This is a genomic window from Streptomyces sp. NPDC002790 (assembly GCF_040295505.1).
Classification (GTDB): domain Bacteria; phylum Actinomycetota; class Actinomycetes; order Streptomycetales; family Streptomycetaceae; genus Streptomyces.
This window is the reverse complement of sequence record NZ_JBEOVM010000009.1, coordinates 78,924-97,663: the sequence shown is the minus strand read 5'-3', so window position 1 is coordinate 97,663 and position 18,740 is coordinate 78,924. Positions and strand designations below refer to the sequence as shown.

Annotated in this window: 19 protein-coding genes; 14 read left to right on the top strand and 5 right to left on the bottom strand. The window is 71.0% G+C overall.

The annotated features are described in order from the left end of the window. Positions 1-73 precede the first annotated feature (73 nt). The 10 genes from ABT004_RS07865 to ABT004_RS07820 all read left to right on the top strand — a co-directional run bounded on the left by ABT004_RS07865 (position 74) and on the right by ABT004_RS07820 (position 7,505). Entirely contained in the window at positions 74-265 is a 192-nt protein-coding gene (locus tag ABT004_RS07865; protein WP_351332606.1) for a hypothetical protein, read from the top strand. Further along, positions 262-1,362: a DUF6286 domain-containing protein gene (locus ABT004_RS07860; protein ID WP_351332524.1), complete on the top strand. Its 1,101-nt coding sequence runs from the start codon at positions 262-264 to the stop codon at positions 1,360-1,362. The genes ABT004_RS07865 and ABT004_RS07860 overlap by 4 nt, the downstream gene beginning before the upstream one ends. Next, positions 1,352-1,942 (top strand): hypothetical protein, encoded by a 591-nt coding sequence (locus ABT004_RS07855; protein WP_351332521.1) that lies wholly within the window; start codon positions 1,352-1,354, stop codon positions 1,940-1,942. The genes ABT004_RS07860 and ABT004_RS07855 overlap by 11 nt, the downstream gene beginning before the upstream one ends. A 70-nt stretch (positions 1,943-2,012) precedes the next feature. Next, on the top strand, positions 2,013-2,852 hold the full coding sequence (locus ABT004_RS07850; protein WP_451187135.1) for a YihY/virulence factor BrkB family protein: 840 nt from the start codon (positions 2,013-2,015) through the stop codon (positions 2,850-2,852). Positions 2,853-2,996: 144 nt separating this feature from the next. Continuing rightward, the gene (locus ABT004_RS07845; RefSeq protein WP_351332518.1) at positions 2,997-3,398 is read left to right on the top strand and encodes a sec-independent translocase; all 402 of its coding nucleotides are present in this window, start codon (positions 2,997-2,999) and stop codon (positions 3,396-3,398) included. A gap of 44 nt (positions 3,399-3,442) precedes the next feature. Beyond that, complete coding sequence (locus ABT004_RS07840) at positions 3,443-3,697, top strand: hypothetical protein (RefSeq protein WP_351332515.1); 255 nt, start codon at positions 3,443-3,445, stop codon at positions 3,695-3,697. Between the two features lie 373 nt (positions 3,698-4,070). After that, positions 4,071-4,196 carry a putative leader peptide gene (locus ABT004_RS07835; protein ID WP_351332512.1) on the top strand — a complete coding sequence of 42 codons (126 nt, stop codon included), beginning with the start codon at positions 4,071-4,073 and terminating at the stop codon, positions 4,194-4,196. 167 nt (positions 4,197-4,363) lie between these two features. Continuing rightward, a complete protein-coding gene (locus ABT004_RS07830; RefSeq protein WP_351332509.1) occupies positions 4,364-5,515 on the top strand; it encodes an LLM class flavin-dependent oxidoreductase in 1,152 nt (383 codons plus the stop codon). An 8-nt stretch (positions 5,516-5,523) separates the two neighbouring features. Then, positions 5,524-6,909, top strand: coding sequence for an MFS transporter (locus ABT004_RS07825; protein ID WP_351332507.1), 1,386 nt, complete (start codon positions 5,524-5,526; stop codon positions 6,907-6,909). Between the two features lie 107 nt (positions 6,910-7,016). Continuing rightward, complete coding sequence (locus ABT004_RS07820) at positions 7,017-7,505, top strand: flavin reductase family protein (protein ID WP_351332505.1); 489 nt, start codon at positions 7,017-7,019, stop codon at positions 7,503-7,505. Between the two features lie 94 nt (positions 7,506-7,599). On the opposite strand, the gene ABT004_RS07815 is transcribed toward ABT004_RS07820, so the two are convergent. The 3 genes from ABT004_RS07815 to ABT004_RS07805 form a co-directional block, all read right to left on the bottom strand. Continuing rightward, the gene (locus ABT004_RS07815; RefSeq protein WP_351332504.1) at positions 7,600-8,625 is read right to left on the bottom strand and encodes an alcohol dehydrogenase catalytic domain-containing protein; all 1,026 of its coding nucleotides are present in this window, start codon (positions 8,623-8,625) and stop codon (positions 7,600-7,602) included. 103 nt (positions 8,626-8,728) lie between these two features. After that, positions 8,729-10,423 carry a CocE/NonD family hydrolase gene (locus ABT004_RS07810; protein ID WP_351332501.1) on the bottom strand — a complete coding sequence of 565 codons (1,695 nt, stop codon included), beginning with the start codon at positions 10,421-10,423 and terminating at the stop codon, positions 8,729-8,731. A gap of 51 nt (positions 10,424-10,474) precedes the next feature. Next, on the bottom strand, positions 10,475-11,182 hold the full coding sequence (locus tag ABT004_RS07805) for a DUF3159 domain-containing protein (protein WP_351332498.1): 708 nt from the start codon (positions 11,180-11,182) through the stop codon (positions 10,475-10,477). 226 nt (positions 11,183-11,408) lie between these two features. Here ABT004_RS07805 and ABT004_RS07800 point away from each other — a divergent pair, with 226 nt between their 5' ends. After that, positions 11,409-12,194, top strand: coding sequence for a helix-turn-helix domain-containing protein (locus ABT004_RS07800; protein WP_351332495.1), 786 nt, complete (start codon positions 11,409-11,411; stop codon positions 12,192-12,194). Between the two features lie 65 nt (positions 12,195-12,259). On the opposite strand, the gene ABT004_RS07795 is transcribed toward ABT004_RS07800, so the two are convergent. Then, positions 12,260-13,048: a class I SAM-dependent methyltransferase gene (locus ABT004_RS07795; RefSeq protein ID WP_351332492.1), complete on the bottom strand. Its 789-nt coding sequence runs from the start codon at positions 13,046-13,048 to the stop codon at positions 12,260-12,262. Between the two features lie 253 nt (positions 13,049-13,301). On the opposite strand from ABT004_RS07795, the gene ABT004_RS07790 reads away from it, so the two are divergent. After that, positions 13,302-13,817: an SRPBCC family protein gene (locus tag ABT004_RS07790; RefSeq protein ID WP_351332489.1), complete on the top strand. Its 516-nt coding sequence runs from the start codon at positions 13,302-13,304 to the stop codon at positions 13,815-13,817. A 26-nt stretch (positions 13,818-13,843) separates the two neighbouring features. On the opposite strand, the gene ABT004_RS07785 is transcribed toward ABT004_RS07790, so the two are convergent. Further along, positions 13,844-14,641 carry an IclR family transcriptional regulator gene (locus ABT004_RS07785; RefSeq protein ID WP_351332486.1) on the bottom strand — a complete coding sequence of 266 codons (798 nt, stop codon included), beginning with the start codon at positions 14,639-14,641 and terminating at the stop codon, positions 13,844-13,846. Between the two features lie 130 nt (positions 14,642-14,771). On the opposite strand from ABT004_RS07785, the gene ABT004_RS07780 reads away from it, so the two are divergent. Continuing rightward, positions 14,772-16,322: an SLC13 family permease gene (locus ABT004_RS07780; protein WP_351332483.1), complete on the top strand. Its 1,551-nt coding sequence runs from the start codon at positions 14,772-14,774 to the stop codon at positions 16,320-16,322. Between the two features lie 88 nt (positions 16,323-16,410). Beyond that, positions 16,411-18,528 carry an MmgE/PrpD family protein gene (locus ABT004_RS07775; RefSeq protein ID WP_351332480.1) on the top strand — a complete coding sequence of 706 codons (2,118 nt, stop codon included), beginning with the start codon at positions 16,411-16,413 and terminating at the stop codon, positions 18,526-18,528. Positions 18,529-18,740 lie beyond the last annotated feature (212 nt).

Below are 18,740 nucleotides of genomic sequence, written 5' to 3'. Positions count from 1 at the left end.
CCGGCAGGTCGTACATACGGGCCGACGGAAGCGGCCGGGGTCCTGGGCGCCGGTCGAGACGAGGTGAGGTGAGGTGGCAGTGACCAGAGCGATGACCGGGATGCTCGCCGGGATGGCGTTGGCCTTCGCAGGGTACTTCGGGGGCTTCGGAGCGTTCCTGCTCGTGGCTGCCCTCGGCGCCGTGGGCGGGGCGGCGGGCCACTGGTTCGACGCCGGAGGGCACGTCCAGGACCTGCGCGACAGCTGGGAACGGGGCCGGCGATGACCGAGGCCGCCGAGCGGGGCACGACGGCCGTCTCGGACAGAGTCGTGCGCAAGATCGCCGGGCGTGCGGCCGGTGAGGCCACGCCGGGTCCCGTCCGCGGCGGGGCCGCTTCCGCGACCGTGCGTGGACGCCGGGCGGACGTCGGAGTGAAGGTGGCGGTGCCGTTCCCGGCGCCACTGCCCGAAGCCGCCCGACTGATCCAGGATCATGTCACCCGCCGCACACAGGAGTTGACGGGCCTTCACGTCGGCCCCGCACGGGTCCATGTCACCGGACTCCTCCCGGCGCCAGCAGAGAGGAACGCAGCGGCGCTCACGGCGACCGACGACCCGGGTGCCACACACCGGGACAGCGGGGGCTCCGGGGACTCGGGGGACTCCGGCTCCCGCACGCCGTTGCGCTGGTGGTCGCCGCGCAGGCTACCGACGGCGCTGCTCTGCCTGGCGGCGGCCACCGCCAGCGGCATACTGGCGGCCGACATGATCAGGGTGCATTGGGCCCACCGCGCGGCCGCATCCTGGCGCACTGACGCGGTCCACTGGCTGGAGGGGCACGGCCCGGACGCCCCTTTCGTCGCCGTCGCCGCCGGGGCTCTCGCCGTCCTCGGCATCCTGATGATCGCCCTGGCGGTCAGCCCCGGGCGCCGTGGGCTGCTCACCGTGGCCTCCCCCGCCGCGCAGCTGCGGGCGGCCATGGACCGCAAGGCGATCGGGCTTGCGGTGCGCGATGCCGTGGGGGACGTGCCAGGGGTCGGCACCGTGCGTGTCCGGGCGCGTCGGCGCCGCGTCGTCGTCCGCGCCCAACTGGCCTTCGGAGACAGGACGATCGCGCGAAGCGACATCCGGACCGCGGCACACACCGTCCTCGACGGTTGCGGCCTGCGACGCCCACTGAGACTTCGCGTCAAGGTCCGTACAGGGAGCGACTGGCCCGCTGAACCGGCCGCCGCCCGGGACCGGTCCGATCCTGATGCCGGTGCCGGTGCCGGTCCCGGTCCCGGTCCAAGCACCGAGCAGCAGGCCCCGAGCGGCGGCTTCCAGCCGGTGCCGGTACAAGAACCACGCCAGCAGAAGGGCCGTGTCACCGATGCCCCGTAGCCGTACGCTCCTGAACCGGGTCACGCTGGCCGTGTGCGGCTTGGCCGCCGTGGCGGTGGGTGGCCTGCTCTGCCTGGGGCACACGTCGTGGCGGTCCGCCGTGCCCGACCGGTGGTCCGCCCTCAGCAGCCCTCACACCCCGCTCGTCCCCGCTGAACGCCTCGCCTCGATGCGCGGCCAGGAGTGGTGGACGCCCACCGTCATGGCCACCTCGATCATCGCCGCCGTCCTGCTCACCTGGTGGGGTGCGCGGCAACTGCGCACCGGACGGCGGCGATTGGTGGCCCTGCCCGTTTCACGAAGCCATCTGCACACCCGTGCCCTGGAGGACACGCTGGCCGGTCTCGTGGAGGACGTCGACGGTGTCGCCCACTGCCGGCCCCGAGTACGGGGCGGAACACGGTCGGGCCGACTCGACGCCGTGCTGCGCGTCAGTCTCCACCAGGACACCACACCCTCCACCGTCCTTCCCCCACTCACCAGGATCGCCTCCGATACGGGGGACGCGCTCGCCCCGTACCGTTTCCGCATGCACATCCGCTTCTCCGCACGCTCGCACCGCAGGCCGCATGTCCGCTGAGCCAAACGCCTTCGACGGCACGTCGCACGAGCGGGACTCACGTCCCCTCCCCTCAAGAGGTGACAATCGCGTGTCGGCGTGGCGGTCCGCGCTGCGCCGCACCCCCGTGTCGATGTGGCGCGACGACATGTCGGACTCGGCGGCGGCTCTCACCTACTACGCGATCCTGTCCGTACTGCCCTCCCTGCTGGTCATCTCCCTGGCGTTCAGCCTCATCAGCCCGGAGACGGCCGAGCAATTCATCGCGCACGTCAGCGATTACGCTCCCGGGCAGTCCGGCACCCAACTCCACGATGTGTTGTCCCGAGCGCTGCACCACGGCACGGCCGCCTGGACCCTGCTGTGCGTCGGCTCGGTCAGCGCGCTGTGGTCGGCCTCCAGCTACCTCGCGGTGTTCCGTCGCGCGGTCCACCGCATGCACCGGGTGGCGGACCGCCGCTCGACCTGGCACAAGGCCCACCGCATCCTGATCACGGCGCTCGCCCTGCTCGGCATCCTCGTCCTCAGCGCCCTGGTGCTCCTGATGACCGGCCCGGTCGCCGAGACGACGGGCCGTTACCTCGGCCTCGACACCGCCGCCGCATGGGCGTGGAGTCTGCTGCGCTGGCCCATGCTGCTGTGCGTGGTGGCTCTGCTCGTCGTCATCGTCTTCCGCACCGGCCCCGCACAGGCCCGCGTCCGTGCCCACAGCATCCCCGGCGGCGCCCTGGCCGCCTTTCTGTGGCTGTGCGCCTCCGCCGGGTTCGCTCTCTACACCTCGGAGTTGAGCACCTACAGCAGGCTCTACGGGTCGCTGGCCGGCGCGGTGGTCTTCCTCATCTGGCTGTGGTTGTCCAACCTGGCGCTGCTCGCCGGCGCACAGTTCACCGCGGAACTCAGCGAATTGGAGGCGCGGGCGGCGACGGCCTGAGCGAGCCGGCCCCCTCCGAAAGACGCGGACCGCCACCCCGGGCGACGCTGCCGCGGCGCGGATGGTTTCATTGGTTGCGCAATCTCGAAACCTTCGAGTGCGGCGCGGCGATGCGCCGCGCCGCCGCCAGGCAAGGAGTGCCGAATGCTCTCGGATGTGGGCCCGCTGGAGCTGCTCACGATCGCCGTGATCGGTGTGCTCCTGTTCGGGCCGGACAAGCTGCCGGAGTTCCTGCAGAACGTGGCCCGCACCGTACGGAAGATCCGGGAGTTCTCCGACAGCGCCCAGCAGGAGATCCGCTCCGATCTCGGCCCGGAATTCCAGGACTTCGACGTGCGGGACCTGCACCCGAAGACGTTCGTGCGCAAGCACGTGCTGAGCGGCGGCACCGACCTCGGCCGGGAACTCGACGAGATCCGCGAAGCGCTCGACCCACGTCACGAACTGGCCGACGCCACCGACTCACTGCGGGCCACCGTCAGCCTGGCGAAGCCCTCGTCATCCCCCGAGGGCACGCGGCCGGCCCTCGATCCCGATGCCACCTGACCGAAGAAGCCACGCCCGCAGCACAACAGTTCAGGGAATGTGCCATGCCGAAATCAGCGTCTGCGAACACTCACGACACCGGCGACAGGGAACTCGCCGTCCTTGACGGCGGGCCCGCCCACGGACTGCGTCTGCGCGTCACGGGCCGCCCGCCGGTGGTTCAGGTGACCCGCCCCTGCGACGTGGAGGAGCCGCCCGGCCCGCAGGACCTGCGAGCCGACGCACTGTACGTCTACCGGCGCGACCTTTACGTACAGGACGAGCCACTGCGCTACGGCTTCGACCGCGCAAGCCCGTGAGGGGCTGCTCGCCCGCCGAACCCTCATTACCGCTCGTCGAGGCCTCCGGACGCGTCGTGTAGGACGACGCTCCGTGTCCTATCGGACAGCTCTCCGATCCTCGTGCCGCCTCACCTGGCATGTAGAAAACAGCGATGCCTCCGGCGGGCCGCCCGCCTGGGCTGACACGGGCGCCGTCCCGGCAACCGCCGAGCGTACTGGTGACGCTACGCCGAGGAGAGGCCGCCCGTTGATCCGCCGCCACGGCCCGGTCGGCACACTCCTCCATGCCCGCCCCCGTCCACCCACCGAGACGGAACTTGACCAGCGGGCGTCGGCGCGAGAGATTTCCCTAGTAATCCAGTAGGAATTGTAGGCAAGGAGGGGGCGGCCCGTGCAAGCACATACCCCGCCCTCGCCTGTATCCGCGACGCACGGCGGATCCGGCATCGGCACACCGCTCGTCGCACGTCGGCACATCGACCTCTGCCGGTACGCCGGCGCCTGCTGTCGGCGCTGACGCCGCTCCCTGCCCGCCGCACGCACCGCGGCGCTCCCCCTCCCCTCCCGCGCGCCCGCGCCGACCGTCCGGTTCGCCCCTCCGCACCCGGCTCCTCGCCGTGGTGTCGGCACGCCCGGAAGGCCTGCCCGTCGCACGCCCGTACTCCGTGAGGTCCTCACCCCGTCATGTCCACACTCACCTTCCACTGGTTCCTCCCCACCACGGGCGACAGCCGCCACGTCGTCGGCGGCGGTCACGGCTCGACTCCCGGTACCGCCGGGGGCGACCGTCCGGCGTCCGTGGAGTACCTGGGCCAGATCGCCCGCACAGCGGAACAGCTCGGCTTCGAGGGGGCGTTGACGCCCACCGGCGCCTGGTGCGAGGACGCGTGGCTGACCACGGCGATGCTGACGCAGGTCACCGAACGGCTGAAGTTCCTCGTCGCCTTCCGGCCAGGACAGATCTCCCCCACGCTCTCCGCCCAGATGGCCGCCACGTACCAACGGCAGTCCCACGGACGCCTGTTGCTGAACGTGGTGACCGGCGGCGAGAGCGCCGAGCAGCGCGCCTACGGGGACTTCCTCGACAAGGACCAACGGTACGCACGGACAGGCGAGTTCCTCGACATCGTGCGCCGTCTGTGGGACGGGCAGACGGTCGACCACCACGGCGACCATCTGCACGTGGAGGGCGCCCGCCTGAGCCGACTGCCGGACCCGGTGCCCAGCGTCTACTTCGGCGGTTCCTCGCCCGCGGCCCTGGACGTCGCCGCCCGGCACACCGACACGTATCTGACCTGGGGCGAGCCGCCGCAGGCCGTCGCGGAGAAGATCGCCGAGGTCCGCAGGCGGGCCGAACTCCTGGGCCGCACCGTCCGGTTCGGCATCCGGCTGCACGTCATCGCCCGCGACACCGCCGCGCAGGCCTGGGCGGAGGCCGAGCGATTGCTGCAGGGCATGGACCCGGAGCGCGTCGCCGCCGTCCAGCGCGGCCTCGCGACCTCCGAGTCCGAGGGCCAGAAGCGGATGCGCGCGCTGCACTCCAGCGGCACCAGCTCCGACCTGGAGATCTACCCCAACCTGTGGGCCGGTGTCGGCCTGGTGCGCGGCGGCGCAGGCACCGCCCTGGTCGGCAGCCACGAGGAGGTCGCCGACCGTATCGAGGAGTACCACCGGCTGGGCATCGACGAGTTCGTCCTCTCGGGTGTGCCACACCTGGAGGAGGCGTACTGGTTCGGCGAGGGCGTCCTGCCGCTGCTGGAGCGCCGCGGGCTGTGGAACCACCCGGCCGCGCCGGCCCCCGTCGAGCCCGGCACCGTCGCGTTCGCGGGCGTGTGAGCCCAGGCATGAACACCCAACTCACGGACACCCAACCCGCGGACACCCAGGACACGGATGCGCGCACGGGCACGGACGGCGGCGCGACGGCCGGGCGCAAGCTGCGGACCGTCGTCCTGTCCAGCCTGCTGGGTACCACCGTCGAGTGGTACGACTTCTTCCTCTACAGCACAGCGGCGAGCCTCGTCTTCGGGAAGCTGTTCTTCCCGGAGACGAACGGCACCGTCGGCACCATGCTCGCCTTCGCCACCTTCGCGGTGGGCTTCGTCGCCCGTCCGCTCGGCGGCCTGCTCTTCGGGCACATCGGCGACCGCGTGGGCCGCAAGCGCACCCTCGCGTTCACCATGGGCCTGATGGGTGTGTCGACCGCACTGATCGGCCTCCTGCCCACATACGAGCAGGTGGGCGCGCTCGCCCCGATACTGCTGCTGGTCCTTCGTGTCGCGCAGGGCGTGGCAATCGGCGGGGAGTGGGCCGGGGCCGTCCTGCTGGCCGTGGAGCACGGCCCGGAGGGCCGCAAGGGCCGGTTCGGCAGCTACCCGCAGATCGGCCTGGCGCTCGGACTCGCCCTCGGCACGGGCGTGTTCGCGCTCCTGAGCAACGTACTGAACGACGAGGCCTTCCTCGGCTACGGGTGGCGGGTCGCGTTCCTGGCCAGCCTGGTCCTGGTTGGCGTGGGGCTGACCGTACGGCTGAAGATCGACGAGACACCCGCCTTCCGCGCCGTGCTCGACCGGACGGCGGAGCCACGGGCCGTACCCCTGGTGGAGGTGGTGCGCGATCGGCTGTCGCGCCGTCATCTGCTGCTCGGCATGGTGGCTCGCTGGGGTGAGGGCGTGGCCTTCAATACTTGGGGTGTCTTCGCGCTGACGTACGCGACCGGGACGCTGCAACTGCCGCGTACGCCAGTGTTGTTGACGGTGACCGGGGCGTCGCTGGTGATGGCGGCGCTCGTCCCGGTGTCGGGGCGGCTTGTGGACCGGTTCGGCGCGCGGCGCACCTATCTGACGGGCATGGCCGCGTTCGGCGTGTGCGTCTTCCCCGCCTTCCTGCTGTTCGAGACGGGCGGCCTTCTGGGCTTCGCCGTGGCGCTCGTACTCGCCCTGGGCATCGTGCACGCCTGCTTCTACGGGGCGCAGGGCACGTTGTTCGCCGCACTGTTCCCGGTGCACGTGCGCTATACGGGGATGTCGGCCGTCTACCAGGTCTCCGGCATCTTCGCGTCCGGCATCACGCCGCTGCTGGTCACCGCCTTCCTCGCCATCGGAGGCGGCACCCCGTGGCTGGCGTGCGGGTATCTCGTCCTGTCCGCGGTGGGCAGTGTCTGGGCGACGTCCCGGATCCGCGAAAAGGATCTGTTCGTGGGAACCGGCCGGGCTGCCGCCGAGGAGTGACCGGTGCGCGGCCGCGCCCTCTCTATGGTCAGCTGGAGACGGACCATCGGGCACAGTCCCGGTGTCGTCGCACCGGTGCCTGCCGACCAAAGGGAGAGGTTGCCGCCATGCCCCTCGCGGACGCGTTCGTCGACCACCTGGACCCGGAACTGTGCGTCGTCACTGCCGAGGCCGACGGCGAGTGGGCGGGCTGCCTGGTCGGCTTCTCCTCGCAGTGCTCGATCCACCCCGTCCGCTACGTCGTCTGGCTTTCGAAGGCCAACCGGACGTACGGCATCGCCAAGGACGCCGGCCACCTCGCCGTACACCTGCTGGGCCGCGAACAGCACGCTCTGGCCCGGCTGTTCGGCGGCGAGAGCGGCGACGACGTGGACAAGTTCGCGCCGGTCGACTGGACCCGCGGCCCGCACGGCACCGTCGTACTCCCAGCGGCCCGTGCCTGGCTCGTCGGCAGCGTGGTGACACACCTCGACGGCGGCGACCACGTGGGGTTCGTCCTCGCCCCGGAGGCCGCGGGCACCGGCGGCGCGTTCGAGCGGCAGCCGTTCAGGCTCTCCGACGCCGAAGGAATCACTCCGGGCCACCCTGTCGACTGAAGACACCAATTGAATACGCCCTACTGAAGGCGCCCTGCTGAAGGCACTACTGAAGACACCTGCCGACCGGCACGGCGCCGGAGTCGGGCCCGCCCTACGGACGCAACACGGTGATTCCCGAGCGGCGGGCGGTGTCCTCGGCGAACAGCAGGGGCGCGGCCTCGTCCATCCCGACCGCGTGCGTCACGAGGTCGGCCGGCCGCAGCACCCCACGTTCGACCAGGTCGAGGAGTTCCGGATAGTGGCTCGCCGCCATGCCGTGGCTGCCCAGGACGTCGAGCTCCCAGGCCAGCACGCGGTCCAACGCAATGGCGGGCAGCGGCCCGGACAGGAGCCCGATCTGCACATGGCGTCCGCGTCGGCGCAGCGACCGGATGCTCATGTCGATCACCTCGGCCGCCCCGACCGCGTCCACGGCGACATGGGCTCCCCCGCCGGTGAGTTCCACGATCTCGGGGACGGTGCCGTCCGAGACGCCCAGTACGTGTACCGCCCCGGCCTTGGCCGCGAGCGCCAGGGCGTCGGCGGAGGGGTCGATCGCGATCGGCCGCGCACCGAGCGCGGCAGCGATCATGATGGCGCTCAGCCCGACTCCCCCGGCCCCGAACACGGCCACCCATTCGCCGGCCTGCACACGCCCGCGGGCGGACACGGCCCGGTAGGCCGTGGCGAACCGGCACCCGAGGCCTGCGGCCGCGGCGTCCGAGATGGTCCGGGGGACTGCCACCAGGTTCACGTCGGCCGCCCGCACGGCGACCAGCTCGGCATGCGAACCCCAGTGGGTGAAGCCGGGCTGCGTCTGGTCGGGACACACCTGCGCGTTCCCGCTCCGGCACCACTCGCAGGTCCCGCACCCGTTGACGAAGGGGGCCGTCACACGGTCACCCACGGACCAGTGCCGCACCTCCGCACCGACGGCCTCGACCCGGCCGACGAACTCGTGCCCGGGGATCTGCGGCAGTGTCACCGTGTCGTCGTGGCCGGACCACGCGTGCCAGTCGCTGCGGCACAGGCCGGAGGCCGCGACGCGAATCACCGCGCCGTCGTCCGGAACCCGCGGATCGGGGACCGTCTCCACGGCGACGGGCCCGCCGAAGCGGTGATAACGCAGCGCCTTCACTTCTCTCCTCCTCCGTCGGACTCCACCGGGCTCCACCGGGCTCCAAGGGCTCCACCGGACCGAAGCACTTCGGCTCACGGTAGCCGCGGTGTCCATCGCGATGTCAGTCACGCGCCGTGGGGACCGTGAACGAGGGGGGCTGCGTGGCCAGTTCCTTCTTCGTGTACATCTTCAGGTAGGTGTCGAGGTATGGCGAGCGCTTGCCTTCGGTGGCCCGGTCGTCGGCGGGGTCGTCGACCGAGAGGGTGAGGTGTGCGTCGCTCACCTTGATGTGATCGCCGGTCGGTGTGTCGACCCACACACCGTCCTGGACGGTACCGATCTCGACGGCCAGGGAGTGCCCGGCCGCGAGCCGCCAGTCGGTCGACTTGAGATCCATCGCCACATGGCCGGAGGCGTCCGCGAGGGAGACCTGCTCGTCGAACATGACACCGGAGCCATCCGGTGCGACGTCGTACAGCTTGACCATGACGTTGCCGCTGCCCTCGGTGTCCATGGCGATCCTGGGGGTTCCGGTGACACGAACGTCCCGCTCGACCGGTTCGGACCACGTGAGGAAGGAGGCCGCGTCGCCGGGCTCGCCCCGGTCCACGTAGGACCCGTCGCGCAGGGACACGGTCGCGGAGCGGTCCGAGACGGGCCAGGTGTCCTGGGAACGCCAGGATCCGGTGCTGTCCTGAATGGCGAGGGCCGGGTAGTCGCTCGTGGGGTCGATGCCCTTGAGCTGCTGGTCGTAGAAGGACATCACCTCCTTGAACCAGCCCGCACGCCCCATCTGCAACCGCCCGTCCTCGGTACGGTCGTTGCCGCGTACGTGGTCCCACTGGCCGAGCCAGCCGCGCTCGGTGCCCTGGTGGTTCGCGAGGTACTCCTGCATCGCCTCAGGCGTGGTGTTCGACTCGATGAAGCCCTGGGTGACGAACAGCGGTGTGTCACTGCCCTTGGCCTGCTTCGCCAGGTCACGCTGTCGCCAGTACGGGTCCTCGGGGTCGGCCTTGAGGTTGTTGTCTGTGTTGTAGGCGGTGCATTCGGGGTGCTTCAGTTCGTACTGGCTGTTGTTCCTGTAGCGCTTGTCGTCGTCGGGCAGCGGCGGCAACTGGGCGATCTGGTTGTAGGAGTTGGGGGCGAGGACCCCGCCGAGCTTGGGCACCCTGTTGGAGCGGGTCAGGCGGTACATGTCCCACACGGGTTCCTGGGCGACGACGGCCTTCAGCGCGTCCTGATCCAGGTTGTTGCCGACCAGGCCGGTCGTCGCGTCGTACGACTTGCCGTACATGCCCACCTTGCCGGTGGACCACGGCTGCTTCGCCGCCCAGTCGATCGCCGCCCTGACGTCGGCCTGCTCACCCTTGCCCATGTAGTCGAGGCAGCCGCTGGACCCGCCGAAGCCACGCAGGTCCACCTGCACGAGGGCGTAGCCCCGCTTGAACAGGTCGCCGCCCTCGACGAGGTCCTCGAAGCGTGCGGAGGGGCCGGGCTGCTTCCATCCCTCGTCCGTGAGCTCTCCGGAGTGACCGAAGTAGGCGCCGACGGAGAGGATCACCGGCACCTTCTTGCCCTGGGGGAGGTCTTCCGGCAACAGGACATCGGCGTGCAGGTCGGTGCCGGAGCCGTCCGAGGACGGGAAGTAGTGCTGGGTCCATGCCGCCCCCTTGGGGACACGTTCGTTGTCCGCGTCGGTGACTGCGCGGGTGGCCGCGTCCGCAGCGCCGGCGGGGGCGATGTGGGCGCCGGTCAGTGCGAGCACAGCGACGGTGGCGGTGGCAGTGGCTGCGGCGGGCAGGGGGATCTTCTTCATGGCTCCTCCGGGAGGTGGGGTACGAGGTGACTCCGTGCCGTCGCGGCACGGTCAAGGCAGTGTCACGAGGCGCTTGGTCGACCGGCGGAACGCCCAGAAGACGACCAGCAGGGCCAATGCGAGCAGCGGTACGCCCATCCCGACCTTGGCGAGAGCGAGCCACTCCGTGGACCCGTTCTCGTACAGCCACAGCTGCACGCCGAACCGGGCCCCGAACAGGACGGTCAGGGTGGCCGTGGCGACATCATGTGCCAGCACGCTGGGGCGGTCGTGTCGCCACGGGTGCCGGTTGCCGTGCAGCGCGTTCCACAACAGCCCCGTCAACGGCCTGCGGGCCAGCAGCGAGGCGGCCAGGAGCACCGCGCCCGCGCAGCTCGCCCAGATCCCGATCAGGAAGAACCCACCCGCCGAACCGACCCACGCCGAGACACCGCCCGCGGCCGCGACACCGAAGAGGCCGCCGGCAGCCGCGGTGAACGGCTCCCCCCGCGCCATCCGCCACACCGTGATGAGCAGGGCCACGGCCAGCGCGACGCCGATCGCGAGCGGCAGCCGGCCGAGCGCGGCGTTCGCGCCGACGAAGGCCGCGACCGGGATCGCCGAGTACACCATCCCCTTCGTGCCGCCGAGTTGGTCGAGCAGCTTCTGCTGCGCCGCCTGGCTCTGCCCAGCGGGGCCGACAGACTCGGCCGGTGTCGGCTCGGCGTGGCGGCAAGTGGCCGTATCGGTACAGGTGTTGCGGGTCATGTTGTCGGTCATGGCGTACTCCTCGGTCTTCGCGAATCCGTGCCGTCGGTGCGCTGGGACCCAGGAGAAACTGTGCCGTTGCGGCACAGTCAAGCCCGTCCACAAGGGACGGTGTGGCGCTTGACCGTGCCGCGACGGCATGGTTTCGAATGGTGTGAGTAACCGCAGTGACGAACAGCAGTGAGCGAAGGCCGCACGCCGAACCGCGAGGGGTCGAACGGAGACGGAGTAGAAAGCAATGGCATGGAGTACGCGTGAGATCGCCGAGCTCGCGGGCACCAGCCTGCGGACCGTGCGTCATTACCACGAGGTCGGCCTGCTCGAGGAGCCGGAACGCCGGGCCAACGGTTACAAGCAGTACGGCGTGGCCCACCTCGTCCGGTTGCTGCGCATCAAACGCCTGGTCGACCTGGGGTTCCCGCTTTCACAGATCGCGGAGATGGGCGCGACCGACGAGCACCCGGAGGAAGCATTGCGCGCACTCGACGCCGAACTGGCCGCCACCATCGAACGGTTGCAGCGGGCCAGGATGGAACTCGGCTTCATCCTCCGCAAGGAGGTCCTGACCGACCTGCCCCGGGAATTCGCCACGGCAGCCGCGCCCGACATCCCGATGTCCGAGACGGATCATTCGTTCGTCACCGTGCTGAGCACGGTGCTCGGCCCCAAGGGCACGGCCGCCTATGCCGACTTGATGAGGAACCCCGTCGTCGATCCCGCGGGCGCGGCGTTCGAACATCTGCCGCCCGATGCCGACGAGCAGACCTGCGCCGACGTCGCCGAACGCCTCGTCCCCTTCGTGGAGTTGCTGCAACGGCAGAACCCCGGGTTGAGCACTCTGCCCGCCGATGCCCCGCGGGGTGAGGAATTCGCCAAGAAGACGGTCGGTAAGGCCCTCCAGGACATCTACAACGACGCCCAGGTAGACGTCCTGCGCCGACTGAGCACCCTGCTCGCCGAGGCACAGCAGGCGGGCACGGCAGAGCCGGAGGGGACCGGGGAGCCCGGCACCACCCCCCGATAGCGGGCCCCGCGACACTCAGCGGCGCCCAGCAGCACTCGCTGGCTCACAGCGGCGGCCGGCAGCTCTCAGTTGCGCGACCAGGCGCCGATCACCTGCGGCAGGAAGAAGGTCGCCCGCGCGGCGACCGCCTCCTCGCGCAGCCGCTCCTCGTAGGTGTCGATGCCCACTGCTTCCTCTGTGGTCACACCGAAGGCGACCGCGGCGGGCAGCATGCTGCGGACCGAGGCGGCGGTGTAGGCGGCGGCCACGTTCGGATCCGTCTCGACCGCTGTGCAGGCCGCCATGCCGGGCGCGCGCAGTCCGGCGTCGAGGAAGCACGTGGCCAGCGACTCCCCGAAATCCGGATCCCCGCCGGCGGCGACGAGGGTCCGCGCCATCCAGTCGACGCCCCGCTCCATGAGCGGTGTGGAGGGCACGGTCCTGGCCCTGCTGTAGGCACCTTCCAGGAAGGTGACCAGGCCGCCCGGTCTCACCTGCCGCACCACGGACCGCAGCACCTTGGCCGGCTGCGACAAATGCGTGAGGAGGAAACGGCCCACGACCGCGTCGAACCCTCCTGGCAGCGTCAGCGAGCCCACATCACCCTGCTGAAACGCGAGGTTCCGCACACCCGCGCGTACGGCCCGCTCCTCGGCGAGTGCCACGAGCTCCGCATCGATGTCCACGCCCAGCACGGAGCCCTCGGGGCCGACGAGCCGGGCCGTCATCAGCGATACGTCGCCGGGGCCGCAGCCGACGTCGAGCACCCGCATTCCCGGCTCGATGCCGGCCCGGCGCAGCAGATACTCGGTGTGCGCCGAAAACAGCTGGGCCTGGACCTGCAGCCGCTGCGCCTCCTGCGGCGACCGAGCCAAGGCGTACTCTTCCGAACCCGCCGCCTGTCCACCCATGCCCATGCCCAACGCCTCCCGTCAGAACCTTCACAGCACAACGATCCTGCCCCGCACGATGCGTTGAGCCCCCGGAACGGTTCCTTCCTTCGCCCGGAAGGCGGACCGGCCAGATGTCGCGGTCGCCCGCATGTCATGATCCTACTGAGCAGTAGCTTCACGCCGTGAGCCGAAAGCCGAAAGCCGTCAACCACATGTCGTCAGTTGGAGGAACCCCATGGCCCGCGTCTTCACCGTGAGCGACAGCATCACCATCGCCGTGTCGTCGGACGCCGCATACGCGGCCGTCAGCCGCCCTGCGGACATGGGCCGCTGGAGCCCGGAGAACCTCGGCACGACGGCCGAGTCACCCGCGGGGACGGCCGGCCTCGGCACCACGTTCGTCGGCCGCAACAAGCGCGGTGCGTTCCGGTGGACCACCCGGTGCACGGTCACCGCGGCCGAGCCGGGCCGGCGCTTCGCGTTCCGCGTCCAGGCGATCGGCCTCAAGCGGCCGTTCCTGCGCGGCCCGATCGCCACCTGGGAGTACCGGTTCGAGCCGGCCGGTGACGGCACCCTCGTGACGGAGACCTGGACGGACGATCGACGCAGCTGGCCGACGTTCGTCGCCAACGCCTTCGACCGCGTGGCCACGTCAGGAAAGACGTTCGCCCATTTCCAAAGGCGCAACATCGAGACGACGCTCCACAACCTCAAGCGCACACTCGAGGCCGAACACGACGACGCGCGCTGAGCCGATTTCAGGCGCGCACCAGCAGATCATGGCACCGGGTCGTAACCGAGCCGGTGCGAGAGCTTCGCCGCCGCTTGCCGGGCCAGGGGGACCAGGGCGATCAGTTCCGGGCGGCCGGCACGGACGGCCGGAACGGAAACGCTGAGAGCCGCCGCGACGGCACCGTGGTGGTCCCGGACGGGGACCGCGAGGGCCACGACCCCCTTGACGCGCTCCTCCAGGGAGATGGCGTAGGCGTCTGCCCGCACCTGCTCCAGTTCCGCGGCGATCTCCTTGGCCAGGGCCGCGTTCGAGCGCGCCAGTTCGGTGATGACGTCCTGGGCCACCGTGCCGGGCGCGTGGGCCAGCAGGAGTTTTCCGGGGGCGCCCTGGTGGGGCGGGCGGGCCGCGCCGAGGTCGGTGTATGTGCGCCGGAGCGGCTGGAGGGATTCGACCTGGGCGATCGTGCGGCGGCTCGGCAGGGCGTCGAGGATGTGCAGGCCCACGGTCTCTTCGGTCCGATCCCGCAGCCACGTCATGACCGGCGGCGCCTGCACGTCCAGTGAGAGCTGGTCGCGGGCCGAGTCGGCGAGGCCCAGCAGCCGGGGCCCGAGCGAGTACGCGGTGGAGCCCGGCTCCTGGGCCAGCACGCCGTGCGCGGCCAGGGCGCTGACCAGCCGGTGCGCCGTGCCGCGGGTCAGACCGGTGTGCCGGGCGAGCTCGCTGATCCCGAGCACGGGCCGGGCCCGCGAGAAGGCGGTGAGGATCGCGACCGCCCGGTCGATCGACTGCACGCCAGAGGCTTGGCCGGCCGGTACCACGGCGTCGTCTTCCGGTGTCGTCACGCGGCCAAGCCTATCGGCCCGGTGCATTTCCCTTTGCCCTGCCTCTTGTTGAGGATCCGCCCGCGCCCTAGTGTGCCCGCATTACGAAACGACGTCTCGCTTTGCGGGCATCTCGGATCGTGGAGGGACCATGAAGGTGGAAGACCGCGGCGTCGCGGCCCCCTCGGGGACCGTCGACCGCCAAGAACGCTTCGACATGGCGCGAGCCCGCATCGGACTGGGTCTGGGACCGGTCGCCTTCGCTCTCGTGCTCCTGGCCACCGCCGGCCTCGAATGGCCGCAGCGGGCACTCGCCGCGGTGCTCGCGCTCATGGTCGTCTGGTGGGTGAGCGAGGCGATACCGCTGCCGGCCACCGCGCTCCTGGGCATCGTCCTGTGTGTCCTCATGGGTGTGGGCGACGAGGACGCCGTGTTCGGGGCGTTCGGCAACGACACGGTCTTCACGTTCCTGGGTGGCTTCGTCATCGCCCGCTCCATGACCGTGCACGGTCTCGACCAACGCATCGCGCTGCGCGTCCTGTCCATCGGCGGGATCGTCCGTTCGCCGGCCCGCACCGTGATCGCCTTCGGTGTCATCGCGGCCGCGTTGTCCGCCTTCATCTCCAATACGGCCACCGTCGCGATGCTGTTCCCGATCGGCATCGGCATCGTCCGGGCGGTCAGCGCGATCAACTCCGCGGACAGCGGCCGGGATCTGAGCCGCTCGCGGTGGGCCACCGCGCTGATGCTGATGATCGCCTACGGTGCCTCGATCGGGGGCCTGATCACCCCGATCGGCGCCCCGCATCAGCTCATCGGCCGGGACCTGGTCGAGAAGCAGACCCACAAGTCGGTCAACTTCGTCGAGTGGGTCCTGCTGTTCACCCCGATCGTGCTCGTCATGTTCATCGCCCTGTCGTTCATCCTGCTCCGGCTCAACCGACCGGAGGTCAAGCAACTCCGCGGCGCGGAGGACTACGTGGCGGGACGGCGCGCCGAGCTCGGCCCGTTCTCCCGCGGCGAGGCCAACACCTGCGTCGCGTTCGTCATCGCCGTACTGCTGTGGACGCTGCCCGGCATCGGGAATCTCGCACTCGGCGAGGACCACGGCGCCGTGCTGTGGATGCACGAGCATCTCACCGAAGGGGTCGCGGCCATCCTCGCCGCGACGCTGCTGTTCCTGTTGCCACTGGCCCGGCCCGCCGGCGGCACTCGGAGCGCGCCCACGCTCACCTGGACCGAGGCGGCCAGGATCGACTGGGGCGTGATCCTGCTGTTCGGGGCCGGCACGGTGATCGGTTCGCTGTCCTCGGAGACCGGCCTCGCCGGCACCATGGGGAACGCGCTCGCCGACCACCTCGGTGTGTCGTCCCTGACCACGATCACCATCCTCGCCGCGGTGACCGGGCTGATCATCTCCGAGACCACCAGCAACACCGCGAGCGCCGGCATCGTCGTGCCCATCGTGATGCCGATCGCGGTCGCCGTCGGCGTCAACCCGCTCATCCCCGGCCTGGTGGCCACCGCCGCCGCCGGATACGGCTTCATGCTGCCGGTGTCCACGCCTCCCAACGCGATCGTCTACGGCTCGGGGATGGTGCCGATGACGAAGATGCTCCGCAGCGGCATCGTCTTCGACGTGATCGGAGTGACGATCCTGGTCACCGGCGTCCTCCTGATGGCACCCGTCGTCGGCCTCTGACCACTCCGTCTCCCCTCGGCCCCGGGCCCCACGCCCGTGCACCACTGACCGACCCCACCCACCATCAGCCCCACGTACAAGGAGATTCATGGACGCCCCGCTCGACCGGCTCGCCCACCTCGTCACCGCACACAGCCGGTCGCCGCTCCCCGCCCAAGTACGGGACGCCGCGCGGCGCACGCTCTACAACGCGCTCGCGACGAGCGTCGGCGCCTCCCGTGAACCGGCCACCGACATCGTGGTCGCGGTCGCCGCCCAATTCAGCGGCGGCCGGGCCATGATGCCAGGACGCCCCGACCAACTGCAGCCACTGGACGCCGCGTTGGCGACCGGCCTCGCGGCACACCTCGACGATTACGACGACACACACCTGCGCACCGTCATCCACCCCGGGGCGGTCTGTCTGGCGGCGCTGGTCGGCCTGCAGCAGGAGATCGCCGACCGGGACGCCGACGAGGTCCTGGGCGCCTTCGCCTGGGGCGTCGAGGCCCAGCTGCGACTTGGTGTGTCGGTCTCGCCCGAGCACTACGACGCCGGCTGGCACATCACCGGCACCTGCGGCGCCGTCGGGGCCGCCGTCACCGCCGGCCTGCTCCTCGGCCTCGACACCGGGCAACTGCGCACAGCACTGGAGTGGGCGGTCGAGGACGGGCTGGGCAACCGGGAGGGTTTCGGCTCGATGATCAAGCCGTTCCATCCGGGCAAGGCCGCCGTCTGCGGACTTCGTGCGGCACTGGACGCACGGGCCGGAGCGGACGGTCCCGGCGACAGCCTCACGGGCCCCGAAGGGTTTGTGCACCGGCTCGCACGCGGCAAGTTCGACCCCGACGCCCTGCTGGGTGGTGCGGACACGCGCTGGGAACTGCTCGACAACACCTTCAAGCCGTACCCCTGCGGCATCGTCACGCATCCCGCCATCGAGACTGCGGAGGCCCTGCACGACCGGGTGGCCGCGCACGGCGGCGCGGAGGCGGTCCGGGCGATCGTGCTGGTCTGCCACCCGCTGGTACCGGAACTGACCGGCAACATCCAGCCGGTCGACGGGCTGCAGGCCCGCTTCTCCACCGCCCATGGCATCGCCGCGGGGCTCCTCGCGCCACCGGTGGGTCTGGCGGGGTACGCCACGGACTTCGTCGTCTCCGCATCGGCACGGCGGCTGCGCTCCCTGGTCACCTTCGAGCCTCGGGAGGAGTGCGGGCGCGACGCGGCGCGGATCGACGTCACCATGACCGACGGCACCGTCCTCAGCCATGAAGTGGCCCATGCCCGCGGGAGCATGGCGCGCCCCCTCACCGAGGAGGAGCTGAGGGCCAAGGCCCGCGGTCTGGTCGACGCGTTCCGGCCGAGCGGCGCCGACGCGCTGGACGCCGCCGCGCGCCGGCGGGGGCCGGGATACCTGCGTGGCCTGCTCGCCGCTGCGGCACCGGCCACCGTCGAACGGGCCGGTGGTGCGCACTCCGACGCCGAACCGGGCACGGGAGAGGCGCACGTGAGCACCCCCGAGTCATCCCCCGCCCCGGGCTCCGATTCTCTGGGCGACTCCGACTCCGCCTCCGAGGAGTTCGCGCTCGCCGCACTCATCTCCGACTCCGGAGCCCTCACGCCCGAGCATCCGCACGCCGAGCCCGCCGTCGCGCTCCTCGCGGAGGCTGCCCGCATCGCTCCCAGCGTTCCCGCAGGTGACGAACGCGTCCGGGCGGGGGCCGTCGCGGCCGCACTGGTCGAAGCCGGACACCGGCCCGTCGTCGCCGCAGCGGTGGCATCGTGTGCGGCGGAGCACCTGCGCCGCGCGGACGCGGCGCGGTGCGTCGCGCTCGCACTCGCCGTCGCCTGCCGTCTTGCCGCCCGGCTCGGAGTCGACGTGGACCGGGTGTCCGGTTTCGCCGCCGCCCTGGCGTCCGCCGCGGCGCACCGTCTGCCGCCGGAGACCGTCCTTCAAGTCATCGGACTGGCCGGTACCCGGACGACGGGCGTCGTCGGCGCCACGGCCTCTCCCGCGGCCGACGCCCGCCGGGCCGGGTTCGCCGCGGCCGACGGCATCGAGGCAGCTGCCCTGGCGCGGAGCGGCTTCACCGGCCCGGCTCGCCCCCTGACCGGCCGCCGGGGGCTGCTGAGCCTGCTCGCCCAGAGCGCCGAGCCCCCGCTGACCGGTCCCGAACTGCTCGGGGACGACGCCCTCGGGGCCCTCCTGCGGACGCGGAGGTGAGCCGAGGGCCGGAATCGGCGCAAGGACACGGGCATCGACGCCGGACGCGCGCACGAGTTGTGAACTCACGGCCTGCATCGTGGCGTTCGACGCCTCCAAGCATTGTTGGCAATTTCGTCCCACATCTTGCCCACAATCCCCTGCAGTGGTTGCGTACTACCCCGACACGTACGACCCAGCCGGCGCAGAGACCCTCCTGCGTTCACAGCTTC